A 25,502-nucleotide genomic window follows, 5' to 3' on the forward strand; every position below is an offset into this window, starting at 1 on the left:
GCACGGGACCCGCGGGGCTAGGCGTCTTGCAGACGTCCGGGAAGGCAATGCTGGTTCCTCCGGTGTCCTTGTGGACGACGGACAGCTTGTTGACGCCGACGGTCGCGCTCATGATGGGTGGCTCCTCGTCTCGGCAATGTAGCGCTCCTGGCGTCGTGGGACGAGCCAGGGTGGTGGCCCGTCACATGGCGCCGTGGAAGACTGGCCCGTCGGTGCAGGAGGTCTTGGCGCGCATGTCGGGGTGGGTCCAGGCGGTGGGAATGGCGTCGTCGCTGGGGCCGCTGGTGCCCGCCGCGGCGGCGTTCCGTGCGGGGATGTCCTGGCCCTCGGCGGCGCCGGACTTCGAGGTCTTCTTGAAGGGCGACGAGGAGCCGAGCTCCGTCACCGTGCATGCGGCGGGAGAAGCCACGCTGGGCTTTTCGGGCGTGGGGCGGCTGGTGGCGCTGCTGGCGGAGGCGCTGGTGGACCTGGGGACGCGGGTGGACGTCGCGGAACTGGGGCCCGGCGTGGGGCTCTACCTGGCGTTGCCCGATCCGGAGGCCCGGGGCTTCACGACGGGGAAGGACCCCTTCGAGGAGGACCCGGACGACGCCCGCGAGCGCGTCGCGCGGCTGGTGGACCGGGTGGTGAAGGGGACGTGGCAGGCGCTGGGATGGCCCACGTGGAAGGGGCCGGTGCGGGTGTTTTCCACGGGGAACGTGGCCTTCGCCCAGGCGCTGGCGGCGGCGGGCGAGGACCTGCGGGCCTCGAAGGTGGAGCGGGCGCTCTTCTGCGCGGTGGACAGCTTCATCTCCCCGGAGACGCTGACGTCGCTGCACCAGCAGCAGCGCCTGAAGACGCCGGGCCGGCCCACGGGGTTGATGGCGGGTGAGGCGGCGGTGGCCTTGCTGCTCACGCGCGAGGAGCCCGCGGAGCCCTCCATGGCCGTGGTGCGAGTGGCGCAGGGGCGCGACGCGGCGCCGCTGGACGGGGAGCAGCCACCGGATGGGCAGGAGTTGGCGCGGCAGGTGCTCGCGGCGTTGGGGCCCTTGGGGCAGGACGCGTCCGCGCCGCTGCTGGTGTCAGACCACGACGGGCAATACACGCGCGCCTTCGAGTGGGGGATGCTGCAGGTCCGGCTGAGGGAGGCGGACGCCCGCTTCGAGCGAGGCGCGGTGTGGATGCCGGCCAGGAGCTTCGGGCACACGGGGGTGGCCTCGGGAGCGGTGGCCACGGCGATGGTCTTCCGGGCGCTGGCGCGGGGTTACGCGCCTACGCCTTCGGTGTTGGTGCTCTCCTCCGCTGAATCAGGGGAGCGCGCCGTGGTCCACCTCACAGCGTCAGGCCGTTCCAGCCCTCGGCTTCGTAGACCTTGAAGCCCGCGGAGGGATGGCGTCGTACTTCAATGGGTCGCCGGAGCACACTCCAGTGGCTGTGCTTCACGATTCCTCTTCGGCCTCGCCGTCTTCCTCTTCGAGCCAGCGAAGGAAGCGCATGGCGCCGACCAGGGCGAGCACCGGCTCCCCTTCCTCGTCCAGGAAGCGGATGGCGTCCTGTTCATCGGACAGGCTGACCTGGATGCAGTACATGGCCATGTCCTTGCCCGGGCGGATCAGGTCCTTCATCAGGGCATTGATGACGCGCGGATGCGCCTCCATCACCTCCGTGTAGACCTCATCCAGGGGGACCAGCACTCCCCGGACGCCCTCGCGTGCGGTGACGAAGCACGGCGACTGTTCCTCCAGGACCCGAGCGACGATGTCGGCGGGCTGCTCTGCCAGGCAATTGGCTTCAAACATGATGGGTCAGAGCTCCAGGCCGTCCCAGCCTTCGGCTTCGTAGACCTTGAAGCCGGTCAGGCCCGCTTGCTCGAAGGCAGCGTGGACGTCGTCACGGATGAGGATGAGACGGCGTTCCTTGGTGCAGCGGAACATCTTTGCGTCGGGGCTAATAGCGCTGGTGTTGAGGGCCAGCCTGTCAATGACACCGATTTGGTCCTTTTCAAGCGAGTCCATCTCGTAGTCCGAGCGCTCCATGTCAATGGCATCTTCTGCGCCGAGGAGATTGAGGAAGGCGTAATCGGGGCCGACGACGTTGCCCTTGTGGTCCTTGATGGCGACCGGAAGCCACTCGGCATTCGAGACACTGAGCGACTCGATGAGCTTGCGTGCACGCCCCGAGACGAGCAGGTTGCTCATCATGTTGGGCTGGAAATCGTAGAGATTTCGGTCGTCGGGATAATTATTTGAAAACGAAACTTCACCACCCATAGGAAATTCTCTGGCGAGGCCAATGCCTTCGTGGAGCTTCCAATCAGCAGGGCTTCCAATCGGAAGTTCCTCGATGTAGCCCGCTTCTTCAGCCATGACTTTGAAAATGAAATATTTCACGAAGAGTCTCGAATGACTGGTTTAGTAAAGAGAGCCCCACTCGTAACGACTCTTGGCCTTTTTGTCCTTTGGGGCGTAGCGTACAAAGGGGTGCTTGTACTCCTTCCCTGCGGTGACCGAGGCCACAACTGCACGGCTTAGTGCGACGAGGAGCTTCCAGTATTTGTTCTCCAACTTGTGCAGATGGATGAAAATATCCTCGACTAATGCCTTGTGATCTTTTTGAGAGTCGATCGCTTTCTGAAGTTTTTGAGCGATGGTTTTCATGTCCCGAATCACCTGCTGCGTGTAGATGGGATGGTCGCCCGGGTGCTGCAGGAGCGCATGGACGGGCACGGCCCACGCCTGGTCCGGCAGCATGATGATGTTGTGGCCGTGGTTCAGGTTGTAGTCGGACTGAAGGATGAGGCGGAGCTGTCGGTAGGTGAAGGCAGGCCCGTCCTTCAGCTCGTAGTAGAACGCCGAGCCCGGCAGGATGTGGTGGGCCTCCCACGCGTAGGGGTACTTCTGGAGCGCGGGCTTCTTGTCCTTGTCCTTGGCCCTCGGGTTGAAGTTCTCCGGTGGTCCTCCGGGGAACTCGGCGGTCTGCTTCACGAGGTCCCGGATTTCATCCAGGTAGGCGTGGTCGAAGACGCGGTACACGTCGCGACCGTCCAGGGACGCGATGTAGTCAGAGCCGTTCTGCGCGTAATCGCTGTCCTTGCCGAGCACCCCCCGGGGCGCCGCGCTGTCATCCACGTGGTCGGCGTCGTCCGCGGCGCTGTCCGCGGGCTTCGGCCTCTTCTTCTTCGCCGCCTTGGCCGCCGCGTACTTCCGGTCCCGGCTCCGCTCGAAGATGGACAGGAGCCGCTGCGCCAGCTCCGTGTTCATCTCGCTCGCATTGAGGTTGCTCACGCGCGTACCCACCTCCTACGTCGTAGGGTGCCTGAACGACGGGTTCCAGGCTACGCTCTCCCGTACCTTCCCTCATGGCCCGTCTCAGCTCCCTCCGTGCAGACGCCGCTGACTCCCTGGGGGAGCGGCTCCGCCGGTTCGACCCTGGCGCGGACCGCTCCAGTGTCCTCGCGCGCTTGGACGCCATTACGCTCGACCTGCACCTCATCGCCGTGGCCACGCTGCTGGTGGACGGCAACCCGCAGGGCTTCTTCCTCAACCTCTGCCGGATGGCGGAGAACGGCCGCCGGGTGCAGCGCCTCCTCGCCGACCGGGGCCTTCCACCTCCGCCCGCGCGGCGCAACACGCCCCTGCTGGGCGCGCTCGCCGCGGGCCACTTCTCCCTCGCGGAGGCCGTGGCCGAGGGCTCCGCCACCCAGTGGCAGCAGGGCGCGGAGTACGAGGACGAGTTCCTCTGGGCCTCCGCGCTCCAGCACCTCGCCCGCACGCCGTTCGCCCCGCTGGAGCACGTCCTCGTCTCGCTGGAGAAGGCCGGCCAGGAGCCCTCCGCCAGCCGCGTGGCCCTGGCTCGGGCCCTGGTGGCCAGGGACGCCGCCGCCTTCGCCGAGTCCTTCGCCGCGGCCTGCCTGGACTATGGCCTCGTCACGGAGAAGCGCGCCCACTCGCTGGCCACGCCCGTGACGTCCTTCGCGCCGCACCGCTTCCTCTGGCTCGAAGGGCTGGCGCTCCTGCGCCTCGCCGACCGCGCCGGCATCGCTCCCGAGGACACCGGCTTCCGCTACTGCCCGCCGCTGGCCCGCGTCCCGATGACGGCGACGTACACGGGCGACTGGGCCATCGACACGGCGCCGGCGAGATAGCCCCCGTCAGTCCGTCCCGACCGGCTGCCCCGTCTCCAGCTTCTCCGTGCCTTCACACGTCACCTGGATGGCGCGCAACTCCGTGGGCTCGCGCCGCAGCGCGAAGGTGCCACGCCACACGAGGAACAGCTTCATCGCGTCCGTGTCCAGGACCACCGTGTCCAGCCGCAGCGCCCCCTCCACGTCATCCAGGCCCCGGGCCCTGGGCGCGAGGACCTCCGGCGCCGGCAGCGCGGGCAACCTGAACGTCAGCGGCGCGCCCGGCGCGACGTGCTTCAGCAGCACGGGTTCTCCCCCTCGCAGGTAGCCCGGGACGAGCTGGCCCCACGGCGCGCCGTTGAGGAAGCGCCGGTCGAAGTCCTTGGGCAGCAGCGGGGCGCGCGACTTCTTCCACGCGTCATCATAGGTGCCCGCGTAGGCGGCGCGGGGCTGCCAGTGCGGTTCAATGAACCCGAAGCCCATGGGCGGTGGACGCTGGCCCCAGGACCTCAGCGGCTCGGTGGGAGACTCCAGGTTCGGCAGTCGCAGGCCCTCCTCGAAGCGGCTGCCCTTCTCACGGAAGCCCGTGCCCAGCGGGTTGCGCGGCTCGAAGGTGCCGCCGTCCTTCCCGCCGAAGGCGCGCTCATAGCGCAGCGGGATGCGCTCGAAGGGCAAGGGCTGCGTCATCCCGATGCCGCCCATGCTCTTGAACCACGCGCGGTCCCCCACCACGCGGACCTGCTTGTGCACCGGCCCGACATGCAGCTCCGCCACCAGCTCGCGAGTCCCCGGCGCGGGCGTATGGGCATGTCCCACCAGCACCACGTCCGTGGCGGGTTTGAAGAAGGCGCCCTCGGGCTCCAGCCGGAGGCTGGCCGCGTCCCCGCCTTCCCAGCGCTCGCCCGCGGTCAACAGCGGCGCCTGCTCCGAGGACAGCACCGGCGCGCCTCGAGGCCGCAGGTCGAACGTGGCCTTCAGCACGGGCACGAACAGGGGCCGCAGCGCCTCGTCGGTGAGGAACAGGGGCTCGAAGGTGAAGGGCGTGAGGTTCTCGGTGGAGGGGTGCCCCATGGAACACGTCTACCAGTCCTCACGCATCCGGGACAAAGGCAGCCGGGGCCCCGTGGGCGCGGCGACGCAACCCGCGCCCATGGGCTCGCCGTCACTGCACGGTGAAGAGGTAGTTGTTGCCGAAGTTCGAATCCCAGGCCTGGCAGCCCCAGCGGCTGGTGTTCTCGAACCAGACGGCCAGCGTGCCCAGCGTGTGGAGCGGAATGGACGGCGCGGGCGGGTTGGGCGTGGACGAGAAGCCCGCCACCCAGAAGCTCTGAACCGGGCCATTGTTGAACTGGTAGTAGCCCGTGAGGGTCCACCCGGGCGTGGTGCCGTTGATGTTGCCGCGGCACTGCGTCAGCCGGTCCGTGTTGAAGTGGATGGCCGCGGTGGAGCCGAAGGGCAGCGGATTGGAAGAGGCGAGCACGTTCCAGCCCTGTGCGGGCGACTGGAAGGTGATGCTGGAGGAGGACTGTGAGAAAGCGGCCGTCCCGGCGAGCAACACGACGGCAGCGGCGGCGAGGCACCAGCGAGAGGATTGACGCGGCAAGGCAAGGCTCCAGGATGAGAGGGGACTGCATGGCGGATACGCACACCGCGGCAGGCATGGGCTGCGACGGTCCGCCAGTGGACCCTCACCGGTTTGTGCCGCTCAATCGCTGGACTCCTCTAGAGTCAGGCTCCACACACCGCTACGCCCCGCGCCATGGCCGACTTTCTTCCTCGCTTCTATCGACTCGCCGTCCGCGTGGACGCCCACTATGACGCGCTGAGCCGCAAGCTTCGCCAGAAGCTGGGAATCGCGCCGCCGCTGCGCATCCTCCCCTACCGGGGTTATGGCACCCCCGAACGCGCCGTCATCAAGGCCCGCGTGCTGGAGGACCGGCACGTGCGCCCGCCGCAGGAGCGCTACACCCTGGTGGGCAGCGCGGTGGCCTCCTACAAGCGCTACATGACGCGCGAAGTCCCGGGCGCGCACGTCGCGGTGCGGTGGGGCGACAAGCGCTGGGAGGGCACCACCGACGAGGAGGGCTTCCTGGAGCTGTGGGTGCCTCCGCCGGACGGGGTGCGCTCGGGCTGGCACATGGTGGAGCTGGAGCTGCTGTCGCCGGACGCGGAGGGCGTGTCCCGCGTGGCCGCGCCGGTGCGGATGGCCGGGCCCGGCGCGGAGTTCGGTGTCATCAGCGACATCGACGACACCGTCATCGTCACCGGCGTCACCGACGTGCTGAAGCGGGCCTGGACGCTCTTCCTCACCGAGCACCGCGTTCGGCTGCCCTTCCCGGGCGTGGACGCCTTCTACGCCGCGCTCCAGCATGGCCGGGGCACGAGCGCGGACAACCCCATCTTCTACGTGTCCAGCAGCCCGTGGAACCTCTACGAGCACCTGGACGAGTTCCTCTCCCTGCACAAAATCCCCACCGGTCCGCTGCTGCTGCGCGACTGGGGCCTGTCCAGTCAGGGCTTCGCGCCCGGCGGTGGCCATGGGCACAAGCTGGAGAAGATTCGCGCGGTGCTCGGCACGCTGTCGCACCTGCCCTTCATCCTCATTGGCGACAGCGGCCAGGAGGACGCGGAGCACTACCGCACCATCGTCTGCGAGTTCCCCGGGCGCATCCACTGCGTCTACATCCGCAAGGTGCCCGGGCATCAGCGCCGGGCCGAGGAGCTGGCGCTCATCGCCGAGGACATCCGCGCCGCGGGCAGCCAGATGCTCGCGGTGGATGACACCACCGAGGCCGCTCGTCACGCCGCGCGCGAGGGGTGGATTCAGTGGCGCGAGGTCCGCGAGGTGGAGGCCCACCGCCGCGAGGACGCCGAGCGCTGAGACCCCCGGGTTCCGAGCGGAACCGGAGGGCATGGTACGCTGGGAGAAAACAGACACACTCCAGGTGTCTGACTCCCAGAAGAGACCACCCCGCCCATGCGACAGAACGCGATTGTTCCCACGGTGTTATGCCTGACGCTCCTGGCCTGTAGCGAGAACCGGGAGAAGTCCCAGGGGAAGAGTCCGGGGCAGGCGCCTGGCCAGCCGGCGCTGGCGCCGCCCAATGCCCTGGCGCGCGCCGAGCCCAACGGGAAGCTCGTCCAGCACAAGCTGCTCGACGACAAGTTCCTGGAGATGGCGACGATGCCGCTGCCGGACAACTGGATTCTCAATAACGGCAAGGCCGCCATGAGCGGGCCGGGCAACGTGAATGTCTACATGTTCCCGATGCGGACGTTCATGTCCTCCAATGACGCGATGATGCGGGAGGCGGTCCGCCGCTCGGGCGGGAAGATGCGGGCCTTCACCTCCATCCAGGACGTCATCCAGCAGGACCTGGTGCCGACCGCGAAGAAGGACGGCAGCAAGCTGGTGAAGCAATACGACGCGCCGAAAATCGCGGCGTCCAACAAGGGCTTCTCGGACCTGCTCTACAAGGTGGGGCCCATGCAGCAGCGCTTTCTCGCGCGGGTGACGGAGTGGGAGGACAAACACGGAGCCCCCTACCTGATTGTCGTCCACCTGAGCGCGACGAACCTCGGGAACATGGTGTCGTGGAACTACTACTGCCATGCGCTCGAGGCGCCGAAGGAGCGGTACGAGGAGAGCAAGGACATCCTCCTCAACGCCCTGGCCAACACCCGCTACAACCCCGAATACGTCCGGGCCTACAACCAGGCGGAGATGGCGCGGGAGCGCGACAGCTGGGCCGCCCACAACCAGCGCATGCAGACCAACAAGGCCGCGTTCGAGGCCCAGCAGAAGGCCTTCCACGAGAAGAACGACGCCATCAACCAGGCCATCGCCTCCAATTACGCGCAGGGCAACGCCGCGTCGGACCGCAACCACCACCGCTTCCTCAACTACATCAAGGACGAGGAGACGGTCCGCGCCCCCGCCGACGGTCAGCGCCACCAGGTGCGCTCGGGCGCCAACCAGTACTGGATGAACGGCAACGGGCAATACGTCCCGTCGAACAATCCCAACTACGACCCGAACCGGGACCCCTCGCTCAATCACCAGCAATGGAACGAGGCACCCATCGAAGAGTAGGAATTGTGACTTGAGTCGCACTCGGAGTCCGTGGCAAGGCGCTCGTCAACCGGGCCTCACACGCCCGCTTCGGAAGGAAGTGACTCATGCGTGGCACGCTGACGAAGTCGATGGGCTGGGTGCTCTCCGCGCTGCTGCTGGGCGCGTGCAATCCCACGGAGCTGACGGACGAGGGTGGCGCGGAGCTGGGGGCGCGCGAGCAGGGGGTGCTGTATCCCCCTCCGGCGCCGCCGAGCGGCAACATCGTGGACGCCACGGCCTTCATGGGGCCGCTGGCGCTGGGCGGCTCGGTGCAGACGCAGTTCACCACGCAGCCGCAGTACCTCTCCTTCGCCTTCTCAGTGGCCGCCGGCGCGCAGGTGAAGCTCGAGGTGACGCACCTGGGCAGCAGCATGTACCTGGACACGGGCCTGTTCGTGTACGGCCCGAAGGACGCCAGCGGCAGCTACGGCACCACGGTGGTGGCCCAGGACGACGACGCGGGCTACGGGCAGCTGAGCAAGCTCGCGTCGCTGTCCCTGCCCCAGGGCGGTGAGTACCTGGCCGTGGTGTCCACCGGGACGGGCGTGGGCAAGCGCTTCCGGCTCCAACTGAACTGCCTCAACGGCCAGTGCGTGGACCCGGCGGTGTATGCCGCGTGTGATTTGGACGTGGCCACGCGCATCGAGGTCTGCGTGCAGGCGCTGGTGGAGGAGGTGGACCCGGTGCTGGGCCGGCCCTACACGGCGGCGGAGGCCTTCGCCGCCTGCACCGACGCGACGGACGCCTACCACGCCTACGTGGAGGGCTGTGCACCGTCCGCCCCGAAGCCCTGGTGCGCGGACGGCCTGTCGACCTTCATGGCGCGGATGTGGCCGGTGTGCCAGGACTTCTACCGGGCCTACTACGGCGTGGGCCCGCTGGAGCTGGGCGAGCTGCCGCTGAGCAGCGGCTTGCAGGCGGCGCTGACGGTGGGCAACACGCGGTGCAACACCGGGGAGAACTGGTGCGACGGCGTCCTCGAGACGTACTCCGTGCCAGGCGTGGCGACCGTGCCGTGGAGCCTGGACCCGGTGGCGGACCTGGCGCTGTACACGCTGCTGGGCCAGGACGTGCAGTACTACCAGTTCGAGCGGTTGCCGGACCTGACCTACGCGGAGCTCGTCGCGAGCAACGACTACTGGTTCCCCGAGCTGGTGTCGGCGCTGCCCGCCGCGCTGGGCAACGGCACGGAGACGCCGCGGGTGGCTCACTACTACACCAGCATCCCGATGGCCCCGGGTGCCAATGACTACCACCACGTCTACGTGGTGCTCTTCCCGCAGTCGTACCGCGTGGCGGCGTTCCACTTCGTCCAGCACGAAATCTGAGCGCGGGGGCTGGGGTGCTTCGCTGGAGCGCCGCCGCTGTTCAGGACAGCGGACGGCCTCCCTGGACCTGGGCCATGCGCTGGGAGCGCTCCATCATCTCGCCCTGGGCCCAGCGCTTCTCTTCCCCGGCGCGCGGCTGCCGGCGGCGCCAGCTGCCGTCCGCCGTCAGCTCCCAGGCGGAGGTGGTGTCGGCCATGCAGCGCTCCAGCGAGTCCTTCACCTGGGCGGCCAGGGGGGCGTCCTCCACCGGCGCGAGGATTTCCACGCGGTGGTCCAGGTTGCGCGGCATCAGGTCCGCCGAGCCGATGAAGCAGCGCAGCTCCTGGCCGCGCTCGAAGATGTAGATGCGCGAGTGCTCCAGGAAGCGGCCCAGCACGGACACCACGCGGATGTTCTCCGACACGCCGGGAACGCCTGGGCGCAGGCAGCAGATGCCGCGCACGTTCAGCTCCACCTTCACGCCCGCGCGGGACGCCTCGTAGAGGGCGTGGATGATGCCGGGGTCCACCAGCGCGTTCATCTTCATCTGGATGCGCGCGGGGCGCTCGGCGGTGTGCGCGGCGACGGTGCGCTTGATTTCCTCCAGCAGCCCCTGGCGCATGGTGAGCGGGGCCACCAGCAGCTTGCGGAAGCTCTTCGGCCGGCCGAAGCCCGTGAGGTAGTTGAAGACGTCCGCCACGTCCGCGCCAATGTCCGGGTCCGTGGTGAACAGGCCCATGTCCGTGTAGAGGCGCGCCGTCTTCGGGTTGTAGTTGCCCGTGCCGATGTGGACGTAGTGCCGCACCTTGTCGCCCTCGCGCCGGACGATGAGGATGGCCTTCGCGTGCGTCTTCAGGGACGGAATCCCATAGACGACGTGCACGCCCGCCTCTTCCAGCGCGTTGGCCCAGCGGATGTTGGCGCGCTCGTCGAAGCGGGCCTTCAGCTCCACCATGCACACCGCCTGCTTGCCGCGCTCGGTGGCGGTAATCAGCGCGGGCACCAAGGGCGAGCTGTCCGACGTGCGGTACACCGTCTGCTTGATGGCCAGCACGTCCGGGTCGGCCACGGCCTCGGTGACGAAGCGCTCCACGGAGGTGGCGAAGGACTCGTAGGGGTGGTGGACCAGCAAGTCTCCCCGGCGCATGGACGACATCACCGTGCCGCCGTCCGGCGCGTCCGTGTCCGTGCGCAGGCGGGCCTGGGTGACGGGGACCCACGACGGGTCCTTCAGCTCCGGGAAGCCCGGGGCGAAGGCGATGGACTGCAAGTCGTTGAGGCCCACCAGGCCGTGCTCCTCGTAGATTTGACGTGCCTCCAGGCCCAGGGCCTCCACCAGCGGCTCGAGCAGCTTGGGGCTCATGCCGGCCTGGACTTCCATGCGGACGACGTCGCCGAAGCGGCGCTCGCGCAGCTCCGTCTCCACGGCCTTGAGCAAATCCTCCGCGTCCTCGGACACGGTGAAGTCCGCGTCGCGGGTGACGCGGAAGGTGCCCCAGCTCAGCACCTCCATTCCGGGGAACAAGTCCCCCAGGTGCTGGGCGATGACTTCCTCCAGGGGCACGAAGACGTTGCCCTTGAGGGGCAAGAAGCGCGGCAGCAGCTCCTTGGGGACCTTCACCCGGGCCACGCTCTCCTCGCCCGCGTCCGGGTCCCTCAGCAGCACCGCCAGGCTGAGCGACAGGTTGGAGATGTAGGGGAAGTGCCGCCCCAGGCCGATGGCCAGCGGGGTGAGGACGGGGAAAATCTGCTCCTTGAAGCGCTGGTCCACCTGGGCGCGCTGCTCGGCGTCCAGCTCCCTGGCGGAGAGGATGCGCAGGCCCTTCTCGGCCAGGGCGGGGCGGAGCACCTTCTCGAAGGCGTCGCCGTGGCGCCGCGTCTGCCTGAGGATGCCGTCGTGCAGCTTGTCCAGGGTGTCGCTGGGGGAGGCTCCGTCGGGAACCAGGCGCGCCACGCCGTCGCGAATCTGCTCGTGCAGACGGGCGACGCGAATCATGAAGAACTCGTCCAGGTTGCGCGCGTAGATGGAGATGAACTTCAGCCGCTCCAGCAGCGGAATCTCCGCGGACTCGGCCAGTTGGAGGACGCGGTCATTGAAGGCCATCCAGGACAGCTCCCGGTTGAAGAAGAGCTCGGTGTCCTTCGACTCCGCGCCGGCCGGGAGCACGTCCCGGTTGGCGGGCTTCTGGGGGGCGCTGCGACCGCCGCCGCCGCGTTTCGGCATGGTGACTTGACTCCTCGTTGACTCCCTTGGACGGGATGTAGCAGGCCGACCCCCCTGCTCATTGTAAACTCGCGTGTTACCTGGGAAAGGGAGCCGTCAGGCGATGTAGGCCTTCCCAGGTGGGCGGGCAGGGGGAAAGGGCGAGTGGCGTGGACTTTGTTGCATCCGCGATATGAGGACTGCATGTCAGGCGACGTGAGCGCGACGGAGACGAACCCTCAGGTGGACGCGGCCAGCGGCCTCTTCACGGCCTTCCAGAAGGAAGGAAAGGTCCCCCGGGGACGGTGGGCGAGCGCCCTGCTGGCGGCCCTGGTGCCGGTGGTGCTGGTCGTGGGTCTCTGGGTCATCGCCAAGGGCGAGGAGCGGACGTTCCGCATCGTCACGCCCAGTGGCTTCAAGTCCATGCGGGGTGGGATGACCACGGAGCAGGTGCGCGCCGTGCTCGGGCGGCCCATCACCCTGGAGCGGGAGGCCAATGGGGCGGAGTGCTACCGCTACGGGCAGCCCAACTTCGTCAATCCGCAGTTCCTCATCTATTCGGTCTGCTACGAGGACGGGAAGCTGCGGGACGTGCGGACGCACCAGTACTCCGCCTGGAACGTGGACCCCGTCTCGGGGACGTTCGCCGCGCCGGGCGAGGAGCCCGAGGCCGCGGTACCCGTGCCTGCTCAGGGCGGCTGAGGCGGCCGTTCGTGCCGGGGCGTGAAGGCGAACCGGCGGGCGCGCCGCTGACGCGAGCCCCACGCCACCCGGACCGTCTCCCCGCTACCGGCAGTCGGAGTCCGCCGAGTCGGCGGCGCCATCCGCGTCGTTGTCCGCGCCATCCGCGCACCGGCCTGCTTCCGTCTCGGTGTACTCGCTGACGTGCAGCGTGTAGCGGATGGGCGTGTCCTGGTCGGGGTTGGCCATGCCGTCCACCACCACCAGCACCGTCTGCCCCTGTGCCAGCGTCACCTTCACGGCGGGCGAGCCTTGGGGGCCCCCGTCCGGGTTGGAGGCGCAGCCCAGCTCCGTGCCCCGGCAACCGGTGAGCACGTAGAGCGCGTTGCCCCACTCGCTCGGGGCCGTGTCGAAGACGTAGGTGCCCGCCTTGGGCGCCGTCCACAGGTGCGCCCGGTCCTGCTGGAGCAGCGCGCCGCACGTGCCCTGAAAGCCATCACCGGAGCCCGCCGTCTCGCCGTGGAACGTCACCGGCAGCGCGCTGCCCAAATCATGGTGCGCGCAGCCACGGCCGCCGCAGCCCGGCGCGTCGTGACAGTCCGTGTCCGCGCAGTCCACCCAGCGGTCCCCGTCATTGTCCATGCCGTCGAAGCAGGCGCCCGCCTCGCTGGCCCGCAGCTCGTCGATGTGCAGCTCGAAGTACCCCGCGCTGAATCGGTCTGGACTCGCCGCGTCCACCACCACCAGCACCGTCTGCCCCTGCACCAGCGGCACCGAGACTCGCGCGCCGCCGCCGTAGCTGATGCCGTCCTTCGCGCACGCCAGCTCCGCGCCCCCGCAGCCGCCGCTGCGCACGGAGATGAGCGAGCGGATGGCCGACCTCGCCGTGTCGAAGGTGAAGAGCGCGCTCCTGGGCGCCGTCCACAGGAAGCCCCGGTCCGGCGCGTCGCTCCCGCCGCAGGAGGACGGATGGTCATCCCCCGCGTGCGCGGTGGAGCCCTTCACCATCACCGGCAACTCGCTGCCCAGGTTCCGGTCCACGCATACGGACGCGCTCGCCGCGCAGACGTTGGGGACCCCCGTTGCGCCGCAGGACTCCGGCGCCGTGCAGGTGCCGCACTCCAGCACGCCGCCGCACCCATCCGGCACGGCGCCGCAGTCCTTGCCCAGCAGGCCGCAGGTGTACGGGCGGCAGGAAGGCGCCGCGCACACGTTGGGCGTGCCTCCGCCCCCGCACGTCTCGCCATTCGCGCACGTCCCACACTGGAGCGCGCCGCCGCACCCATTCGGCACGGTGCCGCAGTCCTTGCCCAGCGATTCGCAGGTGGCCGGTGTGCAGAGGGGACGGCCACAGACGTGGTCCACGCCGCCCCCGCCGCACGCCTCACCCGCCGGGCAGACGCCGCAGTCCAGCAGCCCGCCGCAGCCATCCGGCACGGCGCCGCAATTCTTTCCCTGGGATTCGCAGGTGAGCGGGGTGCACACGCCGCCGCCGCACACGTTGGGCGCGCCGCCGCCCCCGCATGTCAGGCCGTCCGCGCAGCCGCCGCAGTCGAGCATGCCGCCGCACCCGTCCGCCACCGGCCCGCAGTTCTTCCCCAGCGTCTCACACGTCCCCGGGGTGCACGGTGGGTGGCCACAGACATTGGGTACGCCGCCGCCGCCACACGTCAGGCCGCCCGTGCAGCCGCCGCAGTCGAGCATGCCGCCGCAGCCGTCGGACACCTGCCCGCAGTCCTTCCCCAGCGCGTCGCAGGTGGCCCGCTTGCAGAGGCCGCGGCCACACACGTTGGGCGCGCCGCCGCCGCCGCACGTCAGGCCGTCCGCGCAGCCGCCACAGTCCAGGATGCCGCCACAGCCGTCCGGCACGGCGCCGCAGTCGCGGGCCAGCGACTCGCAGGTGTCCGGCGTGCAGGTGGGCTCGCCGCACACGTTGGGGGTGCCCCCGCCGCCGCAGGACTCGGGGGCCTCGCAGGTGCCGCAGTCGAGCACGTCCTCACAGCCATCCGACACCGGTCCGCAGTTGAGCCCCAGGGCCTCACAGGGGGTGGGCTCGCAGGGCGCCGGGCCGCACACGTTGTGCCGGCCACCGCCTCCGCACACCTCACCGGGGCCACAGGCGCCGCAGTCGAGCGTGCCGCCACAGCCGTCAATGGCGATGCCGCAGTCCATGCCCTGGGAGGCGCACGTCATGGGCTCGCAGGCGGACACCCCCCGGCGGCTGTCCGCGTCCTCATCCGGCTGCGTCTGGCTGCACGCCACCCACAACACCAGTCCACACGCCCAGAACCACGCTCCCCGTCGCTCCGCTCCGCGCATGCGCTCCCGTCCCGCCCTGGCCACCACCCGCGCCCAACGTGGGGCCGGGCTTCGCGCATGCCCAGCCAGGGTGTGAGGCGGGGTTGGACGGTGCACACACCGCGGCGCGCGGACACGGGCGCCGTCCCCCCGAGCGCCCGGTTTCCGACGTTCCCGTCACCCGGCGAGCCCCTGGATTCAGGGTGCGGAGCGGCTCACCCTGCCCGAGGGCAAGGGTCTGAGGAGGAGGGGAGGTGGCACGTCCGTGGACGTTCGCGCAGCGCGCGGGCGCCGGCTTCATCATCTCGTTGGTGGTGGCGCTCGTGCTGGCGGGAACGTCCGTGGTGGCGTTGCTCTCCGTGCGGGCCAACCACAAGGCGCGCATCCTGGAGCTGTCCCGGGACGTGCTGGACATCAAGCAACTGGAGCGGACCTTCAACGACAAGGTCGTCAGCGGCCGGGGCTTCGCCTTGACGGGAGACGTCTTCTTCGCCCAGGACATGTCCGTCGCGCGCGAGCGCTTCCTCGCCACCTACGAAGCCCTGAAGCGCCGGCTCACCCAGGAGCCCCTGGCCACGCAGCTGGAGGCCGTCTCTCACGCGGAGCTGGAGCACGAGGAGGCCATGCAGGCGCTCATCCTGGAGCGCGAGGATGGCGTGCCCCGCAAGCGACTGGAGCAGATTTTCGACGGCCACGTGGCGGACACGCGCCGCCGCGCCATGGACAGCCTCCGGGTGCTCCATCAGCAGACGGAGGCCCGGCTGTCCCAGGGCATCCATGAGAGCCTGGCCACGGACCGCAGCGCGCTCGGGCTGTCCCTGCTCGCGGGGAGCCTGGGACTCGCGGGCGCGACGATGCTGGCGTGGACGCTGACGCGCAAGCTGCGCCCCATCCAACAGGAGGCCGAGGCCAGCGCCGAGCGCTTCCAGCTCCTCGTGGAGGGGGTGCGCGACTACGCCTTGTTCTTGTTGGACGCGCGGGGCCGGGTGGAGAGCTGGAACCCGGGCGCGGAGCGCATCATGGGCTACCGCGAGGCGGAAATCCTGGGCCAGCCCTCCAGCGTCTTCTACCCGCCGGAGGCGGTGGCGGCGGGGATTCCGGAGAAGGACCTGGCGCGGGCCCGGAGGGACGGGCGGCTGCACACGGAGGGCTGGCGGGTGCGCAAGGACGGCTCGCGCTACCTGGCGGACACCAACATCACCGTGCTCCAGGACGCGCGCGGGCAGCCGCGCGGCTTCGCCAAGGTGACGCGCGACATCACCGAGCGGCGCCAGGCCGAGCGCACGCAGCAACTGCTGGCGGAGGCAGGGGGCCTCTTCCACCAGTTCCAGGACCCCCACCAGACGGTGGCCGAGCTGACGCGCCTCATGGTGCCGGAGGTGGCGGATGCCTGTGTGCTCTACCTGATGACGGCCGGTGGTGACCTCTGGCCTCGCGCGGTGGCGCACGCGGTGCCGGAGAAGGAGGCCTGGCTGTGGGACGCGGCGCGGCGCTTTCCCCCGTCGCGCGAGTCACAGGGGGGCATCTGGCAGGTGCTGCGCACGGGGCGCTCCGAGCTCACGAGCGACGTGTCTCCGGAGGCGCTGTCAGAGGGGCTGGAGGGCCCCGAGCACGTGTCGCTGATGGAGAAGGTGGGCGTGCGCTCCTACCTCGGCGTGCCGCTGCGGGTGGGGCAGCAGACGCGCGGGGTGTTCGTGCTGCTGACGTCCGCGCCGGAGCGCAGGCTGACGATGACGGACCAGGTCCTGGTGGAGGAGGTGGTGGGCCGCGCCGCGCTCGCGCTGGACAACGCCCGGCTCTGGAGCGAGGCGCAGGACGCGGTGGAGCTCATCGGCGTGGCGGCGCACGACCTGGGCAATCCGCTGAACACGCTGCAGTTGCTGCTGCGGAAGCTTCAGCGGACGGAGCTCGCGGGGGGGCAGAAGGCGCGCGACGGGCTGGCGGCGGCGCTGAAGCAGACGCAGCGGCTGGGGCAGCTGCTGCACAACCTGCTGGACTTGTCGCGGCTGTCGTCGGGGAAGCGGATGCTGGACGTGGCGCCGGTGGACCTGTCGGAGCTGGTGCACGAGGTGGTGGAGCGCTTCGCCGAGCAGGCGGTGGAGGCGGGCTGCAAGCTGGAGTTCGGCGCGGAGCTGGGGCTGGTGGGCCGGTGGGACCGGCTGCGGTTGGACCGGGTGGTGACGAACCTCTTGTCCAACGCGCTGAAGTTCGGCAGGGGACGGCCGGTGGAGGTCCGGGTGGAGCACGCGGGCCTGGCGCGGGCGCGGCTGGTGGTGAGGGACCAGGGCGTGGGCATTGCCCCGGAGGCGCAGCGGCGCATCTTCGAGCGCTTCGAAAGAGAGCCCTCCGGTGGCCAGCACGCGGGCTTCGGGTTGGGGCTCTACATCGTCCGGCAGTTGGTGGAGGCGCACGGCGGCACCATCCGCGTGGAGAGCGCCCCCAGCGAGGGCGCCGCCTTCATCGTGGAGCTGCCGCTGATGCTGCTGGGCGCGGAGCTGCGCGAGCCACCCGATGCGCCCCTTCATTCGTGAGCCCGCGCGTCACGCGTGCAGCGGCGGCTGGGTGTCCACGAAGGCCCGCAGGGACGACAGCTCCGGCGCCTTCTCCTGCTCTTCCAGCAGCTCGAACTCCAGCGAGTCATGCGCGCAGAACACCGTGACGTCCCGTCCGTGCCGCCGCACCAGCTCGCGCAGCCGGCGCATGTTGTGCCAGCGCAGGTAGCCGTCCTTCTGCATCAGCTTCTGGTAGGCGCGCAGCCCCGGCGTGCACCGGTACCGGTCCGGGGCCATCTCCCCGTGGTAGAAGTACGCGTCTCCGGCGTGCAGCAGCCAGCCGGCGCCATTCTGGATGGCCACGCCCGCGTGGCCCAGGGTGTGGCCCGGCAGCGGCACCAGCAGGATTTCCGGCGGCAGGCCCGTCAAATCCCGCACGCACTCGAAGCCGAACCAGCGCTCACCGTCTCCACCGGAGGGGTACGTCACCCACTGCGTCTCGTGCATCCACTGCAACGGCCGGTAGCGGCGCCGGTCCAGCGGCGTCGCCTGGGCCACGGCGCCCTGGTACTCGTCCGACAGCAGGTGGACCCGGGCGTGCGGGAAGTCGTCCAGGCCTCCAGCATGGTCGAAGTCCAGGTGCGTGAGGACGATGTCGCGCACGTCCCTGGCCTGGAAGCCCATGCGCTCAAGCTGCCGGATGGCCGTGGAGCCCTCGTTGAGCTGGGGCCGCGTCAGCAGGTCGAGGAACAGGGGCGACAGCCGGGGACGCCGGTGCCTCACGTCCTCCAGGCCGAAGCCGGTGTCCACCAGGATGAGCCCCCGCCGGCCTTCCACCAGGAGGCAGTGACACGTCAGCGCCGCGGGCCCCGTGAAGCCCTTTCGTCCGTCCACCAGCCGTCCGCCCGGTGGGCACATGGTGGTGCAGTTCAGGTGGTGGATGCGCATCGCTTCCGCTCCTCGGCAAGGGGCCGCTCGGGCGGCCCGGGTCCGGAGCTAAAGGTGCGCCGCGCGGCGCCACGGAGGAATCCGCGGGCGCGGTGTGGCAGGAGGCTCGCCCGCCCGGCGGGGTGCCTGGACGTCCGCCTCAGAGCTGCTGCAGGTGCTCGGCCGTCCGCTCCTCGCGGACGTTGCCCGTGTTGAGCGTGGTAGCGGGCTCGAAGAGCAGGACGTGGACCTCCTCCTCCGCCACGGGCCGGTGCTCGACGCCGCGGGGAATGATGATGAACTCACCTGGGCCCACGTCCACCGTGCGCTCACGCAGCTCCATGCGCAGCTGGCCGTGGAGCACCAGGAACAGCTCGTCCTCGGCGTCGTGCTGGTGCCAGACGAAGGGGCCGTGGAGCCGGGCCAGCCGGACGTGTTGGCCGTTGAGCTCGCCCACCACCTTCGGAGACCAGTGCTCGGAGAAGAGGGCCAGCTTCTGCGCGAGGTTGACCTTGTCCACCTCGGGCGCTGGCCCATCCAGGGCGGCACGTGCGGGCGGGGTGCCAGTGTCCTCCAGGGCACGGGCAGTGCCGTCGCGGCGGCGGGAGTCCCAGCGCGGACGACGTCCGGCGAGGACCGTGGGGCTGCGATGAGGCGCGCTCATGCGGGTGTCATCTCCTTCCGCGGCGCCGCTGCATTGGCTTGCGCCATGAATTCGACGTCGGAGTGTCTGTCTTCTGCGGAGGATAATCCCGCCTGTCAGCGCGCGGGAGTGCCGCGAGGTCGGCTACCCGACGGATGGGGTGAAACATCGCGCCCGCGTGTCGTGAAGGCAGCTGTCTCAGGCTCAGTCCGGGAAGAACATCGGGTCGCGCGTGGTGACGAACGAGGAGATGGCGCTGGCCACCTCCGGTGGCAGCCCGGTGAATTGCACACCCACGCCCGGCATCAGCTCCGGCATGCGGGAGTTGGCCTCGCGCACCCAGCGCACCACGCCCGTCACCTTCATGGGCCGTCCGCCCGGCAGCGTGAAGTCCAGCTCCACCTGCGTGCCGCGCGGCACCGCGTCCACCGTGGCGATGAAGACGCCGCCCTCGCTGATGTCCAGTGAGAAACCCGTGAAGAAGTTGGAGTCGCTGCGCATGTCGATGGAGGTGTGCATCCGCACCCGTCCGTTGCGCCGCGCGTCGTTCTCCGGCGCCGCGGCGGGCCGTGACGCGGCGGCTGGAAGGGGCGCGTGCCCCTGGGCCCTCGCCGCGGCGGCCGCCCGAGCCAGCTCGGCCTGCCGGGCCTTGGCTGCTTCGTGCTGTGCCCGCGACGCGGCTTCCTGGCGGGCCTTGGCCGCCTCGGCCTGACGCTTGAGCACCGCTTCCGCCTCGGCCACCGCGCGGGCCACCTGCGCCGCTTGCTCCTGGTGGGCCCGCAGCAGCGACTGCATCTCCAAACCCGCCTGCCGCCGGGCCTGGAGCGCCACCTGCCGGGCCTCCAGCGCCCGGGTGCGCGGCGCCTCCACGTCCAGCGCGGGCGCCGCGGCCAGCTGAAGCCGGGAGGACTGCTCCCCCAGCATGGGGTCGGCGCCGGGGGCCTGGTGGGCCCGCGTCAGCGCCTGCCGCGCCTGCTCCAGCCGGGTGGCCAGCGCGGACGCCTCCGCCGTGGCCTGGGCGAGTTGTTCATGGAGCCGGGCCTCCAGCGTCAACAGCTCGCTCTCGGCGTGAGCCAGCTCCGCTTCACGGGAAGCAGCCGGGGGCATGCGGGCAGCAGGGGACGGCGAGCTCATGGGCGAAAGACTCCAGGGCCACCCACTGTAGCGTCCCCTGGACGACCCCACGAGCCCTACGCGCCGAGCCGGAAATGACCCGGGGCTGGCCGTGCCTGGGTGCCCGCCAGCAGACAGGCGGCCAGGCGCCGCCCGGGCCGCCTCAGTCCGCGCCCTTGATGCAGGCCACCGGCTTGAGGCGGTGCGCCACCCGGGCGAGCCCCGCCATCTCCACCGTCTCCAGGACGTCGTCCAGGTTCTTGTAGCAGGGGCCGGACTCGTCCAGCGGCGTCTGGCGGGTGTTGAGGAGGATGCCCGCCTCGGCCAGGCGCTTGTCGGTGGCGTCCTGCTTCAGCACGCGTCTCGCCTCGCCGCGCGACAGGCGGCGGCCGGAGCCGTGGTTCACCGAATAGATGGACTTCTGCGCGCCCGGCTCAGCGAAGAGGATGGCGCTGCCCGTCTCCATGGAACCCGGGATGAGGATGGGGTGGCCCGTCTTCTCCCAGGGCGTGCCCTTCAGCGCGGGGTGTCCTCCGGGGAACGCGCGCGTGGCGCCCTTTCGGGCGACGAACTTCCCCGCCTCCTTCTGGATGAGGTTGTGGGAGATTTCGTAATACACGCTGGCCGTGCCGCCGAAGACGTCCTCCAGCGCGGCGCACACCGCTTCACCGATGATGAGCCGGTTGGCCACCGCGAAGTTGGCCGCCATGTTGTGGAGGTTCCAGTAGTCGCGGCCCAGCGGGCTCTCCGCGTCCAGCCAGACATGGTCCTCGCTGCGGCGCTTGAGGCCCAGCTGCGCGGTGCCCTCCACGAAGAAGTGCTTGGCGATGTTCCACCCGAAGCCGCGGCTGCCGGTGTGCAGCATCACCCACACGCGGCCGTCCTGGTCCACCTGCATCTCGGTGAAGTGGTTGCCGCCGCCCAGGCTGCCCAACTGCTCACGCTTGCCGAAGGCGCGCTCGGGGATGTCCACCCGGTCGTCCTCGACGGGGATGTAGTCGCGCTCGGTGACGGACGAGCCCTGGCCCAGGGCCTTGGCGCCGTGGCGCACCACGTCCGCGAAGGTGCGGTCCGTCACCCTGCGCTGCTTCTGCACGCGGCTGGCGCCCACGCCCACGGCGATGCGCCGGGTCACCTCTTCAATCCAGCGTCGGCGCTTCGTGGCGTCGGCGACGTCCTCGGCGGTGAGCGTCGTCTGCAACTGAACCATGCCGCAGCCAATGTCGTAGCCGGCGGCGGTGGGCAGGAGGATGCCGTCCGTCTCCACCACCGTGCCAATGGGCACGCCGTAGCCCAGGTGACAGTCGGGCGTGACGGCCACGCGGGTGACCCCGGGGAAGGATGCCGCATTCACCACCTGGTCAAAGACGGAGTCCTCCAGTCCAGGTTGCTCGGGGCCCTCCCCCCACAGCAACTTGTCGGACAGGAACAGGTCCGCATCGACCTTCATGCTCTTGGTCTTCGCCAGGACGTAATGGCCCTCTGAGACCTTCTCCAGCCGCTGCTTCCAACTCATGACTCGAATCCCCCAGCTGGGATGAACACGCGGCAGCGACGGGAGCGTCCAGGGAAGCTGACGCCAGGAGCCGAAACCCGAAAACAGGAGCAGAGGATGCTGGGGGCACAGGCGGGAAGGCGAGCGAATTCGGAGCCGCGGGCGGCCGCGGTCGGGACGTGCCCGGCCGGGCGAAAGTCAGCCCGCGAGCGGACGGCGAGGTTCCGATCGCCTTGGGACTTGTCACGTCCGGATTCCATTCCCATCCATTCCGCAGCATCCAGGTAGGGGGTGGGCGATGGGTTTCCTTGGTGGGATTTTCCTGGCGGTGGCGTTGCAGGCGGGACCCGTGGAGAAGGAGCAGGCGCAGAAGCCGGTGGCGGTAGCAGCCCCGGTGTTCAATCCCTCCGCGTGCGCGAAGAAGCGGGTGGACCCTTGTGGGTGTCACCATGTGTATGGCATCCGGCACTGCCACCCGAACCGGAAGGGTGACCACTGCGAGGCGCCGGTGAAGGCGGAGGTCGAGGCCCCGCGCAAGCGCCAGGACGCCTCGAAGAAGGCCGACACGCAGGCTCGGACGCGCGAGCCGGAGAAGAAGCAGCTCGACCCGAGCAAGTCCGTGTCCATGTAGGACCCAGGCGCGCGGGCGATTCGCGGAGGAACGCGGAGACCTCGCGCGCCAGCAATTCCGGCGCGGTGACGTGGGCGACATGGCCCTGTCCGGGCAGGAGGCCTAGGCGTACGTGGGTCAGCGTCCGCGCGAGCGCACGGCAGGGCTGGGCCAGGAGCACCTCCGGGCTGCGCGCTCCCAACAGGACGAGTGTGGGCGTGTGCACCTGGCGGTAGGCCTCCAGCTCGTGTTCGGGCGTGAGGAGCACCTTCCGGTTGAACGCGACGAGCGCCGCGTCCGGTCCTTCGTGTGCGAGGGCCCGCTCGAACTCCGCCAGCGCCGGGCGGAGACGGGCTGGGTGATGGGGAAGGTGGCTCGTAGAGCAGCAGCTTCGCGGGCGCGGTCTGGCGTGCCGCCTCCAGGGCCAGCACGGCGCCGTAGGAATGGCCGAACAGCGACGCGTCCGGTCCTCCGGCGGTCCGCATCAGCGCGAGCACGTCCTCCACTTCCCGCTTCCAGGGCGTAGCCTGCGCTGTCCGCGCTGTGGCCTCGTCCGCGCCGCTCCAGGACGTAGTGGGTGAAGTGCGGTGACAGGCGCTCGGCCACGTCCCGCCAGTCGCTGGTGGAGCGGGGGCTTTGTGGCTGGCGTGGCCGCCCGCGCGCCCCACGCCGCCCAAGGTGAAGGCCTTCGGCGATTTCCTGGCGCAGTTGCTCGCCGAGCTGTCGTGAACGCCGGGTGGAAATGGGGGGAGGGAGCGGGGTAACAAGGCGGGTGAGCCGTGCCGCTCCAGGCACGCGCGGTGCCGAGGTGCGCATGCGAACGCAGCAGAGCCGCTCGCTCATCTTCCTCCAGCAACTCGGCCCTGGGGCACATGAGGGCTACGAGGCCCTGGCCGGGCTGGAGGACACGCTGGCCGCGCGCTACGCAGCGGCACGGCTGGCCTGGCCGGGCGTGACGCTGGCGGAGGAGGACTTCCTGCGCCACCTCGCTTCGTGCCTGCCACGGGACGAGGACCCCGCGCGAGTGCTGGCCACCGTGCATGCCGCGGACCTCTATCTGGCGTGCGCCTGTGTGCGGGGGAGCGCAGCGGCGCATGCCGCGCTGGAGCGTCACCTTCTTCCCAAGGCGGCGGCGTCCCTGGTTCGGATGCGGGACACGGGCGTGGACCCCGCCGAAGTGCTCCAACACCTGCGCGAGCGGCTGCTCGTCCCAGAAGGTGACCGGCCCGCGCGCATGGCGGAGTACCAGGGCAGTGGTCCGCTCGCGGCCTGGCTGCGGGCGGCGGCGGTGCGCACCGCCCTCAACCTCCAGCGCTCGGAGCGCCGGAGGGCCCACGCCGAGGAGGAAGCGGAGGCGCTCACGATGCCAACCAAGGCTGGCATGGCGGACGTCGAGCTGGACTACCTGCGCAAGAACCACCGCGAGCATTTCCAGGCGGCGCTCTCCGAGGCACTGAATGCCTTGCCCACGCGGGAGCGCACCGTGCTGCGCTTGCACGTGGTGGAGGGGCTGAGCCTGGAGCGAATCGGCACCATGTACCAGACGCACAAGTCCACCGTGTCGCGGTGGGTGGTCCGCGCCCGGGAGGCGGCGCTGGAGGGCACACGTCAGCGGCTGGCGGAGCGGCTCCGGCTCACCGCCGGCGAACTGCACAGCCTGATGCGGGTGGTCCAGGGAGAGCTGGACTTGAGCCTGCCGTCCCTGCTGAGCACGCCCGGGGCTCCCTGAGGGGCCGCGACTTTTTTCGTGGCCGCGTGCAACGCTCCGGCATGGCCGGTGTCATCCCAGGGAAGGTGTAACAACCCCCTGTTGGAGGACACACACCATGCATCACCGAATTGGCATTGCCCTGGTTGCGCTGGCGTTGGTGGGAGCTCCTGCACTGGCGGAGGAGTCGAAGCCAGCCCCGGCTTCCGGGACCTCGTCCACCACCGAGGAGACGGTGGTCGTGAAGAAGGGCAGCCATCACGAGCTTCGAATCCCGGGCATGACCCGCGTCGCGATTGACGACCCGGAGATTGCAGGCATCGATGCGCTCGGCAAAGGCGTGCTGCGAATCACCGGTACGCAGGCCGGTGAGACAGCGCTGCTCGTGTGGGTAGGGCCCGAGCACAAGCGCAGCGGCTATCGCATCGTCGTCATTGATTGAACCAGGGCATCGGCGGCCATGGTGCCGCGATGTGCCATGAATGGAATCCACGCACCTCCGCGCCGCGATGAGGGCCGAGCCAGGCACGCGTTTGGGCCCCATTTGCTCATGGGGGCTCATCATGACTGGAGCTGGCTCAGCGGATGCGGCGGAGGTCATCTCCACGCTTGGCTCGGCTGACGTGTCCGCCGTGAGCACTGGATGCGGGTGTTCGCCTCCCGGAGGCGGATTGCCACCACTTCGAGGTTTGGAGGACGCCTCTACAGAGAGCGCCTTCCAGAGGACCTCCGCGGCAGCCTCGACGTCTTCTTCACTCACCACCTCTCCCCGTCCCGCCCGGCGCACGAGCTCCGACAGCACGCCCCACACCATGCACTCATGAAGCCAGGTGCGGCCCGTGGGAAACACCTTCTCGCGCTCGCCATGTTCGAGGACCTCCAGCACCTGCGCGCGCGTCCGTCCGTCATGCTCTCCCGGGGTGTCCGTGTCCGGGTGGTTGTGAAGGAAGGTGAATCCCACGAGGTGGGGCTGCAACAGCGCCCAGGTCGCGAACTCGCGCCAGAAGGCGATGAAGACGTCGTGAAAGCCCTGCCGCAGCGGGTCGCCATCCGCCATCTGGTAGGCGACGAAGCCGGTGTAGGACAGCTCGCGCTCGGTGAGGGTCCGTATCGCCCTCGCGATGCCCTGCTTGCTGCCGTAGTGACGATACAGCGAGCCCACCGAGAGCCGCGTGGCCCGGGCCAGTTCCGCGGCCCGGACGTTGTCGAAACCCCGCTGCGCCAGCAGCTCCGCCGCGTCACGCAGCCTGAAAGCGCGCATCTCCGCCAACGTGTACATTCACCCGTCCCCCTGCCTTCGCGGCCGTCGCGTGGAAGGAACGTTCCTTCCACGATGACCTGTCTACAGGGGGGGTCTGACACGAGGTGGGAGGTCGGGTCGGGCGCCAGCGGCGCCGCCTCCGAGGGTGGGGCCACCCGGGCGGCGGCGTCGTCCCCGCGGGTGGGCTGTTCGGCGCGGACCCGGGCTGCGATGATTCGAGGCGCGCCATGAGCTCGATGCACCGTCCTCCGATGTCCGCATGTCCGGACGAGAACCTGCTCGCGGCCTTCGCCAGTGGCTCGGCTCCCGTGGGGAAGGTGGCGGTGGTGGAAGCGCACCTCGGTGGTTGCGCGGACTGCCGGGCGTTGGTGGCGGCGGTGGCGGCCAGTGCCTCCTCGCCAGGCGCAGTCGCCACTGAGCGTGCGGCGGAGGCGCCCACGCGGTGGGACACGGGCGCGGCGACGTTGCCGGACGCGCGGGAGGAGCCGGTCCTGTCGCCCGGGACGCAGCTGGGGGCCTATCTGCTGCAGGGCGTGCTGGGCATGGGC

General features: G+C 69.8%; 21 protein-coding genes and 3 pseudogenes. 11 read left to right on the forward strand and 13 right to left on the reverse strand.

From position 1 onward, the window contains the following. A pseudogene (locus tag G4D87_RS39265) lies at nucleotides 1-112 on the reverse strand (DUF4150 domain-containing protein); the annotation flags it as partial. 121 nt (nucleotides 113-233) lie between these two features. Here G4D87_RS39265 and G4D87_RS08935 point away from each other — a divergent pair. Continuing rightward, a complete protein-coding gene (locus G4D87_RS08935; protein WP_176410174.1) occupies nucleotides 234-1,355 on the forward strand; it encodes a hypothetical protein in 1,122 nt (373 codons plus the stop codon). A gap of 63 nt (nucleotides 1,356-1,418) precedes the next feature. Here G4D87_RS08935 and G4D87_RS08940 read toward each other — a convergent pair whose 3' ends face one another. The 3 genes from G4D87_RS08940 to G4D87_RS08950 are packed head-to-tail and all read right to left on the reverse strand — an operon-like array spanning nucleotide 1,419 to nucleotide 3,263. Continuing rightward, a complete protein-coding gene (locus G4D87_RS08940; RefSeq protein ID WP_163780908.1) occupies nucleotides 1,419-1,778 on the reverse strand; it encodes a hypothetical protein in 360 nt (119 codons plus the stop codon). Nucleotides 1,779-1,784: 6 nt separating this feature from the next. After that, nucleotides 1,785-2,369, reverse strand: a complete 585-nt coding sequence (locus G4D87_RS08945; RefSeq protein ID WP_163780910.1) for an MXAN_0049 family immunity protein — start codon at nucleotides 2,367-2,369, stop codon at nucleotides 1,785-1,787. 21 nt (nucleotides 2,370-2,390) lie between these two features. After that, the gene (locus tag G4D87_RS08950) at nucleotides 2,391-3,263 is read right to left on the reverse strand and encodes an MXAN_0050 family toxin nuclease (RefSeq protein WP_240358120.1); all 873 of its coding nucleotides are present in this window, start codon (nucleotides 3,261-3,263) and stop codon (nucleotides 2,391-2,393) included. A gap of 74 nt (nucleotides 3,264-3,337) precedes the next feature. On the opposite strand from G4D87_RS08950, the gene G4D87_RS08955 reads away from it, so the two are divergent. After that, a complete protein-coding gene (locus G4D87_RS08955) occupies nucleotides 3,338-4,123 on the forward strand; it encodes a hypothetical protein (protein WP_163780915.1) in 786 nt (261 codons plus the stop codon). 6 nt (nucleotides 4,124-4,129) lie between these two features. Here G4D87_RS08955 and G4D87_RS08960 read toward each other — a convergent pair whose 3' ends face one another. Together G4D87_RS08960 and G4D87_RS08965 are read right to left on the reverse strand one after the other, a co-directional pair. Beyond that, nucleotides 4,130-5,173 (reverse strand): DUF2169 family type VI secretion system accessory protein, encoded by a 1,044-nt coding sequence (locus G4D87_RS08960; protein WP_163780917.1) that lies wholly within the window; start codon nucleotides 5,171-5,173, stop codon nucleotides 4,130-4,132. Nucleotides 5,174-5,264: 91 nt separating this feature from the next. Next, nucleotides 5,265-5,705, reverse strand: a complete 441-nt coding sequence (locus G4D87_RS08965; protein ID WP_163780919.1) for a DUF6209 family protein — start codon at nucleotides 5,703-5,705, stop codon at nucleotides 5,265-5,267. 156 nt (nucleotides 5,706-5,861) lie between these two features. Here G4D87_RS08965 and G4D87_RS08970 point away from each other — a divergent pair, with 156 nt between their 5' ends. The 3 genes from G4D87_RS08970 (at nucleotide 5,862) to G4D87_RS08980 (ending at nucleotide 9,544) form a co-directional block, all read left to right on the forward strand. Beyond that, entirely contained in the window at nucleotides 5,862-6,983 is a 1,122-nt protein-coding gene (locus tag G4D87_RS08970; protein WP_163780921.1) for an App1 family protein phosphatidate phosphatase, read from the forward strand. 96 nt (nucleotides 6,984-7,079) lie between these two features. Further along, on the forward strand, nucleotides 7,080-8,195 hold the full coding sequence (locus G4D87_RS08975; protein ID WP_163780923.1) for a hypothetical protein: 1,116 nt from the start codon (nucleotides 7,080-7,082) through the stop codon (nucleotides 8,193-8,195). A gap of 86 nt (nucleotides 8,196-8,281) precedes the next feature. Beyond that, a complete protein-coding gene (locus G4D87_RS08980) occupies nucleotides 8,282-9,544 on the forward strand; it encodes a hypothetical protein (protein ID WP_163780926.1) in 1,263 nt (420 codons plus the stop codon). A gap of 40 nt (nucleotides 9,545-9,584) precedes the next feature. Here G4D87_RS08980 and ppk1 read toward each other — a convergent pair whose 3' ends face one another. Continuing rightward, complete coding sequence (gene ppk1 / locus G4D87_RS08985; RefSeq protein ID WP_163780928.1) at nucleotides 9,585-11,747, reverse strand: polyphosphate kinase 1; 2,163 nt, start codon at nucleotides 11,745-11,747, stop codon at nucleotides 9,585-9,587. A 183-nt stretch (nucleotides 11,748-11,930) separates the two neighbouring features. On the opposite strand from ppk1, the gene G4D87_RS08990 reads away from it, so the two are divergent. Further along, on the forward strand, nucleotides 11,931-12,428 hold the full coding sequence (locus G4D87_RS08990; protein WP_176410164.1) for a hypothetical protein: 498 nt from the start codon (nucleotides 11,931-11,933) through the stop codon (nucleotides 12,426-12,428). 84 nt (nucleotides 12,429-12,512) lie between these two features. Here G4D87_RS08990 and G4D87_RS08995 read toward each other — a convergent pair whose 3' ends face one another. Next, a complete protein-coding gene (locus tag G4D87_RS08995; RefSeq protein ID WP_163780930.1) occupies nucleotides 12,513-14,726 on the reverse strand; it encodes a tryptophan synthase alpha chain in 2,214 nt (737 codons plus the stop codon). Nucleotides 14,727-14,959: 233 nt separating this feature from the next. Here G4D87_RS08995 and G4D87_RS09000 point away from each other — a divergent pair, with 233 nt between their 5' ends. Beyond that, nucleotides 14,960-17,236 (forward strand): sensor histidine kinase, encoded by a 2,277-nt coding sequence (locus tag G4D87_RS09000; protein WP_163780932.1) that lies wholly within the window; start codon nucleotides 14,960-14,962, stop codon nucleotides 17,234-17,236. A gap of 9 nt (nucleotides 17,237-17,245) precedes the next feature. Here G4D87_RS09000 and G4D87_RS09005 read toward each other — a convergent pair whose 3' ends face one another. The 4 genes from G4D87_RS09005 to G4D87_RS09020 form a co-directional block, all read right to left on the reverse strand. Further along, nucleotides 17,246-18,145, reverse strand: a complete 900-nt coding sequence (locus tag G4D87_RS09005; protein ID WP_163780934.1) for an MBL fold metallo-hydrolase — start codon at nucleotides 18,143-18,145, stop codon at nucleotides 17,246-17,248. Nucleotides 18,146-18,284: 139 nt separating this feature from the next. Continuing rightward, entirely contained in the window at nucleotides 18,285-18,788 is a 504-nt protein-coding gene (locus G4D87_RS09010; RefSeq protein WP_163780936.1) for a cupin domain-containing protein, read from the reverse strand. 183 nt (nucleotides 18,789-18,971) lie between these two features. Continuing rightward, entirely contained in the window at nucleotides 18,972-19,901 is a 930-nt protein-coding gene (locus tag G4D87_RS09015; protein ID WP_205507488.1) for a TIGR02266 family protein, read from the reverse strand. A 142-nt stretch (nucleotides 19,902-20,043) separates the two neighbouring features. Next, entirely contained in the window at nucleotides 20,044-21,396 is a 1,353-nt protein-coding gene (locus G4D87_RS09020) for an RtcB family protein (RefSeq protein ID WP_163780940.1), read from the reverse strand. 277 nt (nucleotides 21,397-21,673) lie between these two features. Between G4D87_RS09020 and G4D87_RS09025 the strand changes: the two genes are divergently transcribed. The 3 genes from G4D87_RS09025 to G4D87_RS39270 all read left to right on the forward strand — a co-directional run bounded on the left by G4D87_RS09025 (nucleotide 21,674) and on the right by G4D87_RS39270 (nucleotide 24,135). Then, complete coding sequence (locus G4D87_RS09025) at nucleotides 21,674-22,006, forward strand: hypothetical protein (protein WP_163780942.1); 333 nt, start codon at nucleotides 21,674-21,676, stop codon at nucleotides 22,004-22,006. Between the two features lie 793 nt (nucleotides 22,007-22,799). Then, nucleotides 22,800-23,714: a sigma-70 family RNA polymerase sigma factor gene (locus G4D87_RS09030; RefSeq protein ID WP_240358121.1), complete on the forward strand. Its 915-nt coding sequence runs from the start codon at nucleotides 22,800-22,802 to the stop codon at nucleotides 23,712-23,714. 97 nt (nucleotides 23,715-23,811) lie between these two features. Then, nucleotides 23,812-24,135, forward strand: a complete 324-nt coding sequence (locus G4D87_RS39270) for a pilus assembly protein N-terminal domain-containing protein (protein WP_240358122.1) — start codon at nucleotides 23,812-23,814, stop codon at nucleotides 24,133-24,135. A gap of 726 nt (nucleotides 24,136-24,861) precedes the next feature. Here G4D87_RS39270 and G4D87_RS39275 read toward each other — a convergent pair. Beyond that, a pseudogene (locus tag G4D87_RS39275) lies at nucleotides 24,862-24,972 on the reverse strand (hypothetical protein); the annotation flags it as partial. Nucleotides 24,973-25,181: 209 nt separating this feature from the next. On the opposite strand from G4D87_RS39275, the pseudogene G4D87_RS09040 reads away from it, so the two are divergent. After that, a pseudogene (locus G4D87_RS09040) lies at nucleotides 25,182-25,502 on the forward strand (protein kinase domain-containing protein); the annotation flags it as partial.

It is taken from the genome of Myxococcus vastator, from assembly GCF_010894475.1.
Taxonomy (GTDB): domain Bacteria; phylum Myxococcota; class Myxococcia; order Myxococcales; family Myxococcaceae; genus Myxococcus; species Myxococcus vastator.

Coding starts and splice junctions, on each gene's coding strand:
- G4D87_RS39270 (WP_240358122.1), top strand. CDS start 23,812: ATGCATCACCGAATTGGCATTGCCCTGGTTGCGCTGGCGTTGGTGGGA.
- G4D87_RS09010 (WP_163780936.1), bottom strand. CDS start 18,788: ATGAGCGCGCCTCATCGCAGCCCCACGGTCCTCGCCGGACGTCGTCCG.
- G4D87_RS08940 (WP_163780908.1), bottom strand. CDS start 1,778: ATGTTTGAAGCCAATTGCCTGGCAGAGCAGCCCGCCGACATCGTCGCT.
- ppk1 (WP_163780928.1), bottom strand. CDS start 11,747: ATGCCGAAACGCGGCGGCGGCGGTCGCAGCGCCCCCCAGAAGCCCGCC.
- G4D87_RS08990 (WP_176410164.1), top strand. CDS start 11,931: ATGTCAGGCGACGTGAGCGCGACGGAGACGAACCCTCAGGTGGACGCG.
- G4D87_RS09005 (WP_163780934.1), bottom strand. CDS start 18,145: ATGCGCATCCACCACCTGAACTGCACCACCATGTGCCCACCGGGCGGA.
- G4D87_RS08960 (WP_163780917.1), bottom strand. CDS start 5,173: ATGGGGCACCCCTCCACCGAGAACCTCACGCCCTTCACCTTCGAGCCC.
- G4D87_RS08995 (WP_163780930.1), bottom strand. CDS start 14,726: ATGCGCGGAGCGGAGCGACGGGGAGCGTGGTTCTGGGCGTGTGGACTG.
- G4D87_RS09020 (WP_163780940.1), bottom strand. CDS start 21,396: ATGAGTTGGAAGCAGCGGCTGGAGAAGGTCTCAGAGGGCCATTACGTC.
- G4D87_RS09030 (WP_240358121.1), top strand. CDS start 22,800: ATGCGAACGCAGCAGAGCCGCTCGCTCATCTTCCTCCAGCAACTCGGC.
- G4D87_RS09025 (WP_163780942.1), top strand. CDS start 21,674: ATGGGTTTCCTTGGTGGGATTTTCCTGGCGGTGGCGTTGCAGGCGGGA.
- G4D87_RS08935 (WP_176410174.1), top strand. CDS start 234: ATGTCGGGGTGGGTCCAGGCGGTGGGAATGGCGTCGTCGCTGGGGCCG.
- G4D87_RS08955 (WP_163780915.1), top strand. CDS start 3,338: ATGGCCCGTCTCAGCTCCCTCCGTGCAGACGCCGCTGACTCCCTGGGG.
- G4D87_RS08970 (WP_163780921.1), top strand. CDS start 5,862: ATGGCCGACTTTCTTCCTCGCTTCTATCGACTCGCCGTCCGCGTGGAC.
- G4D87_RS08980 (WP_163780926.1), top strand. CDS start 8,282: ATGCGTGGCACGCTGACGAAGTCGATGGGCTGGGTGCTCTCCGCGCTG.
- G4D87_RS08975 (WP_163780923.1), top strand. CDS start 7,080: ATGCGACAGAACGCGATTGTTCCCACGGTGTTATGCCTGACGCTCCTG.
- G4D87_RS09015 (WP_205507488.1), bottom strand. CDS start 19,901: ATGAGCTCGCCGTCCCCTGCTGCCCGCATGCCCCCGGCTGCTTCCCGT.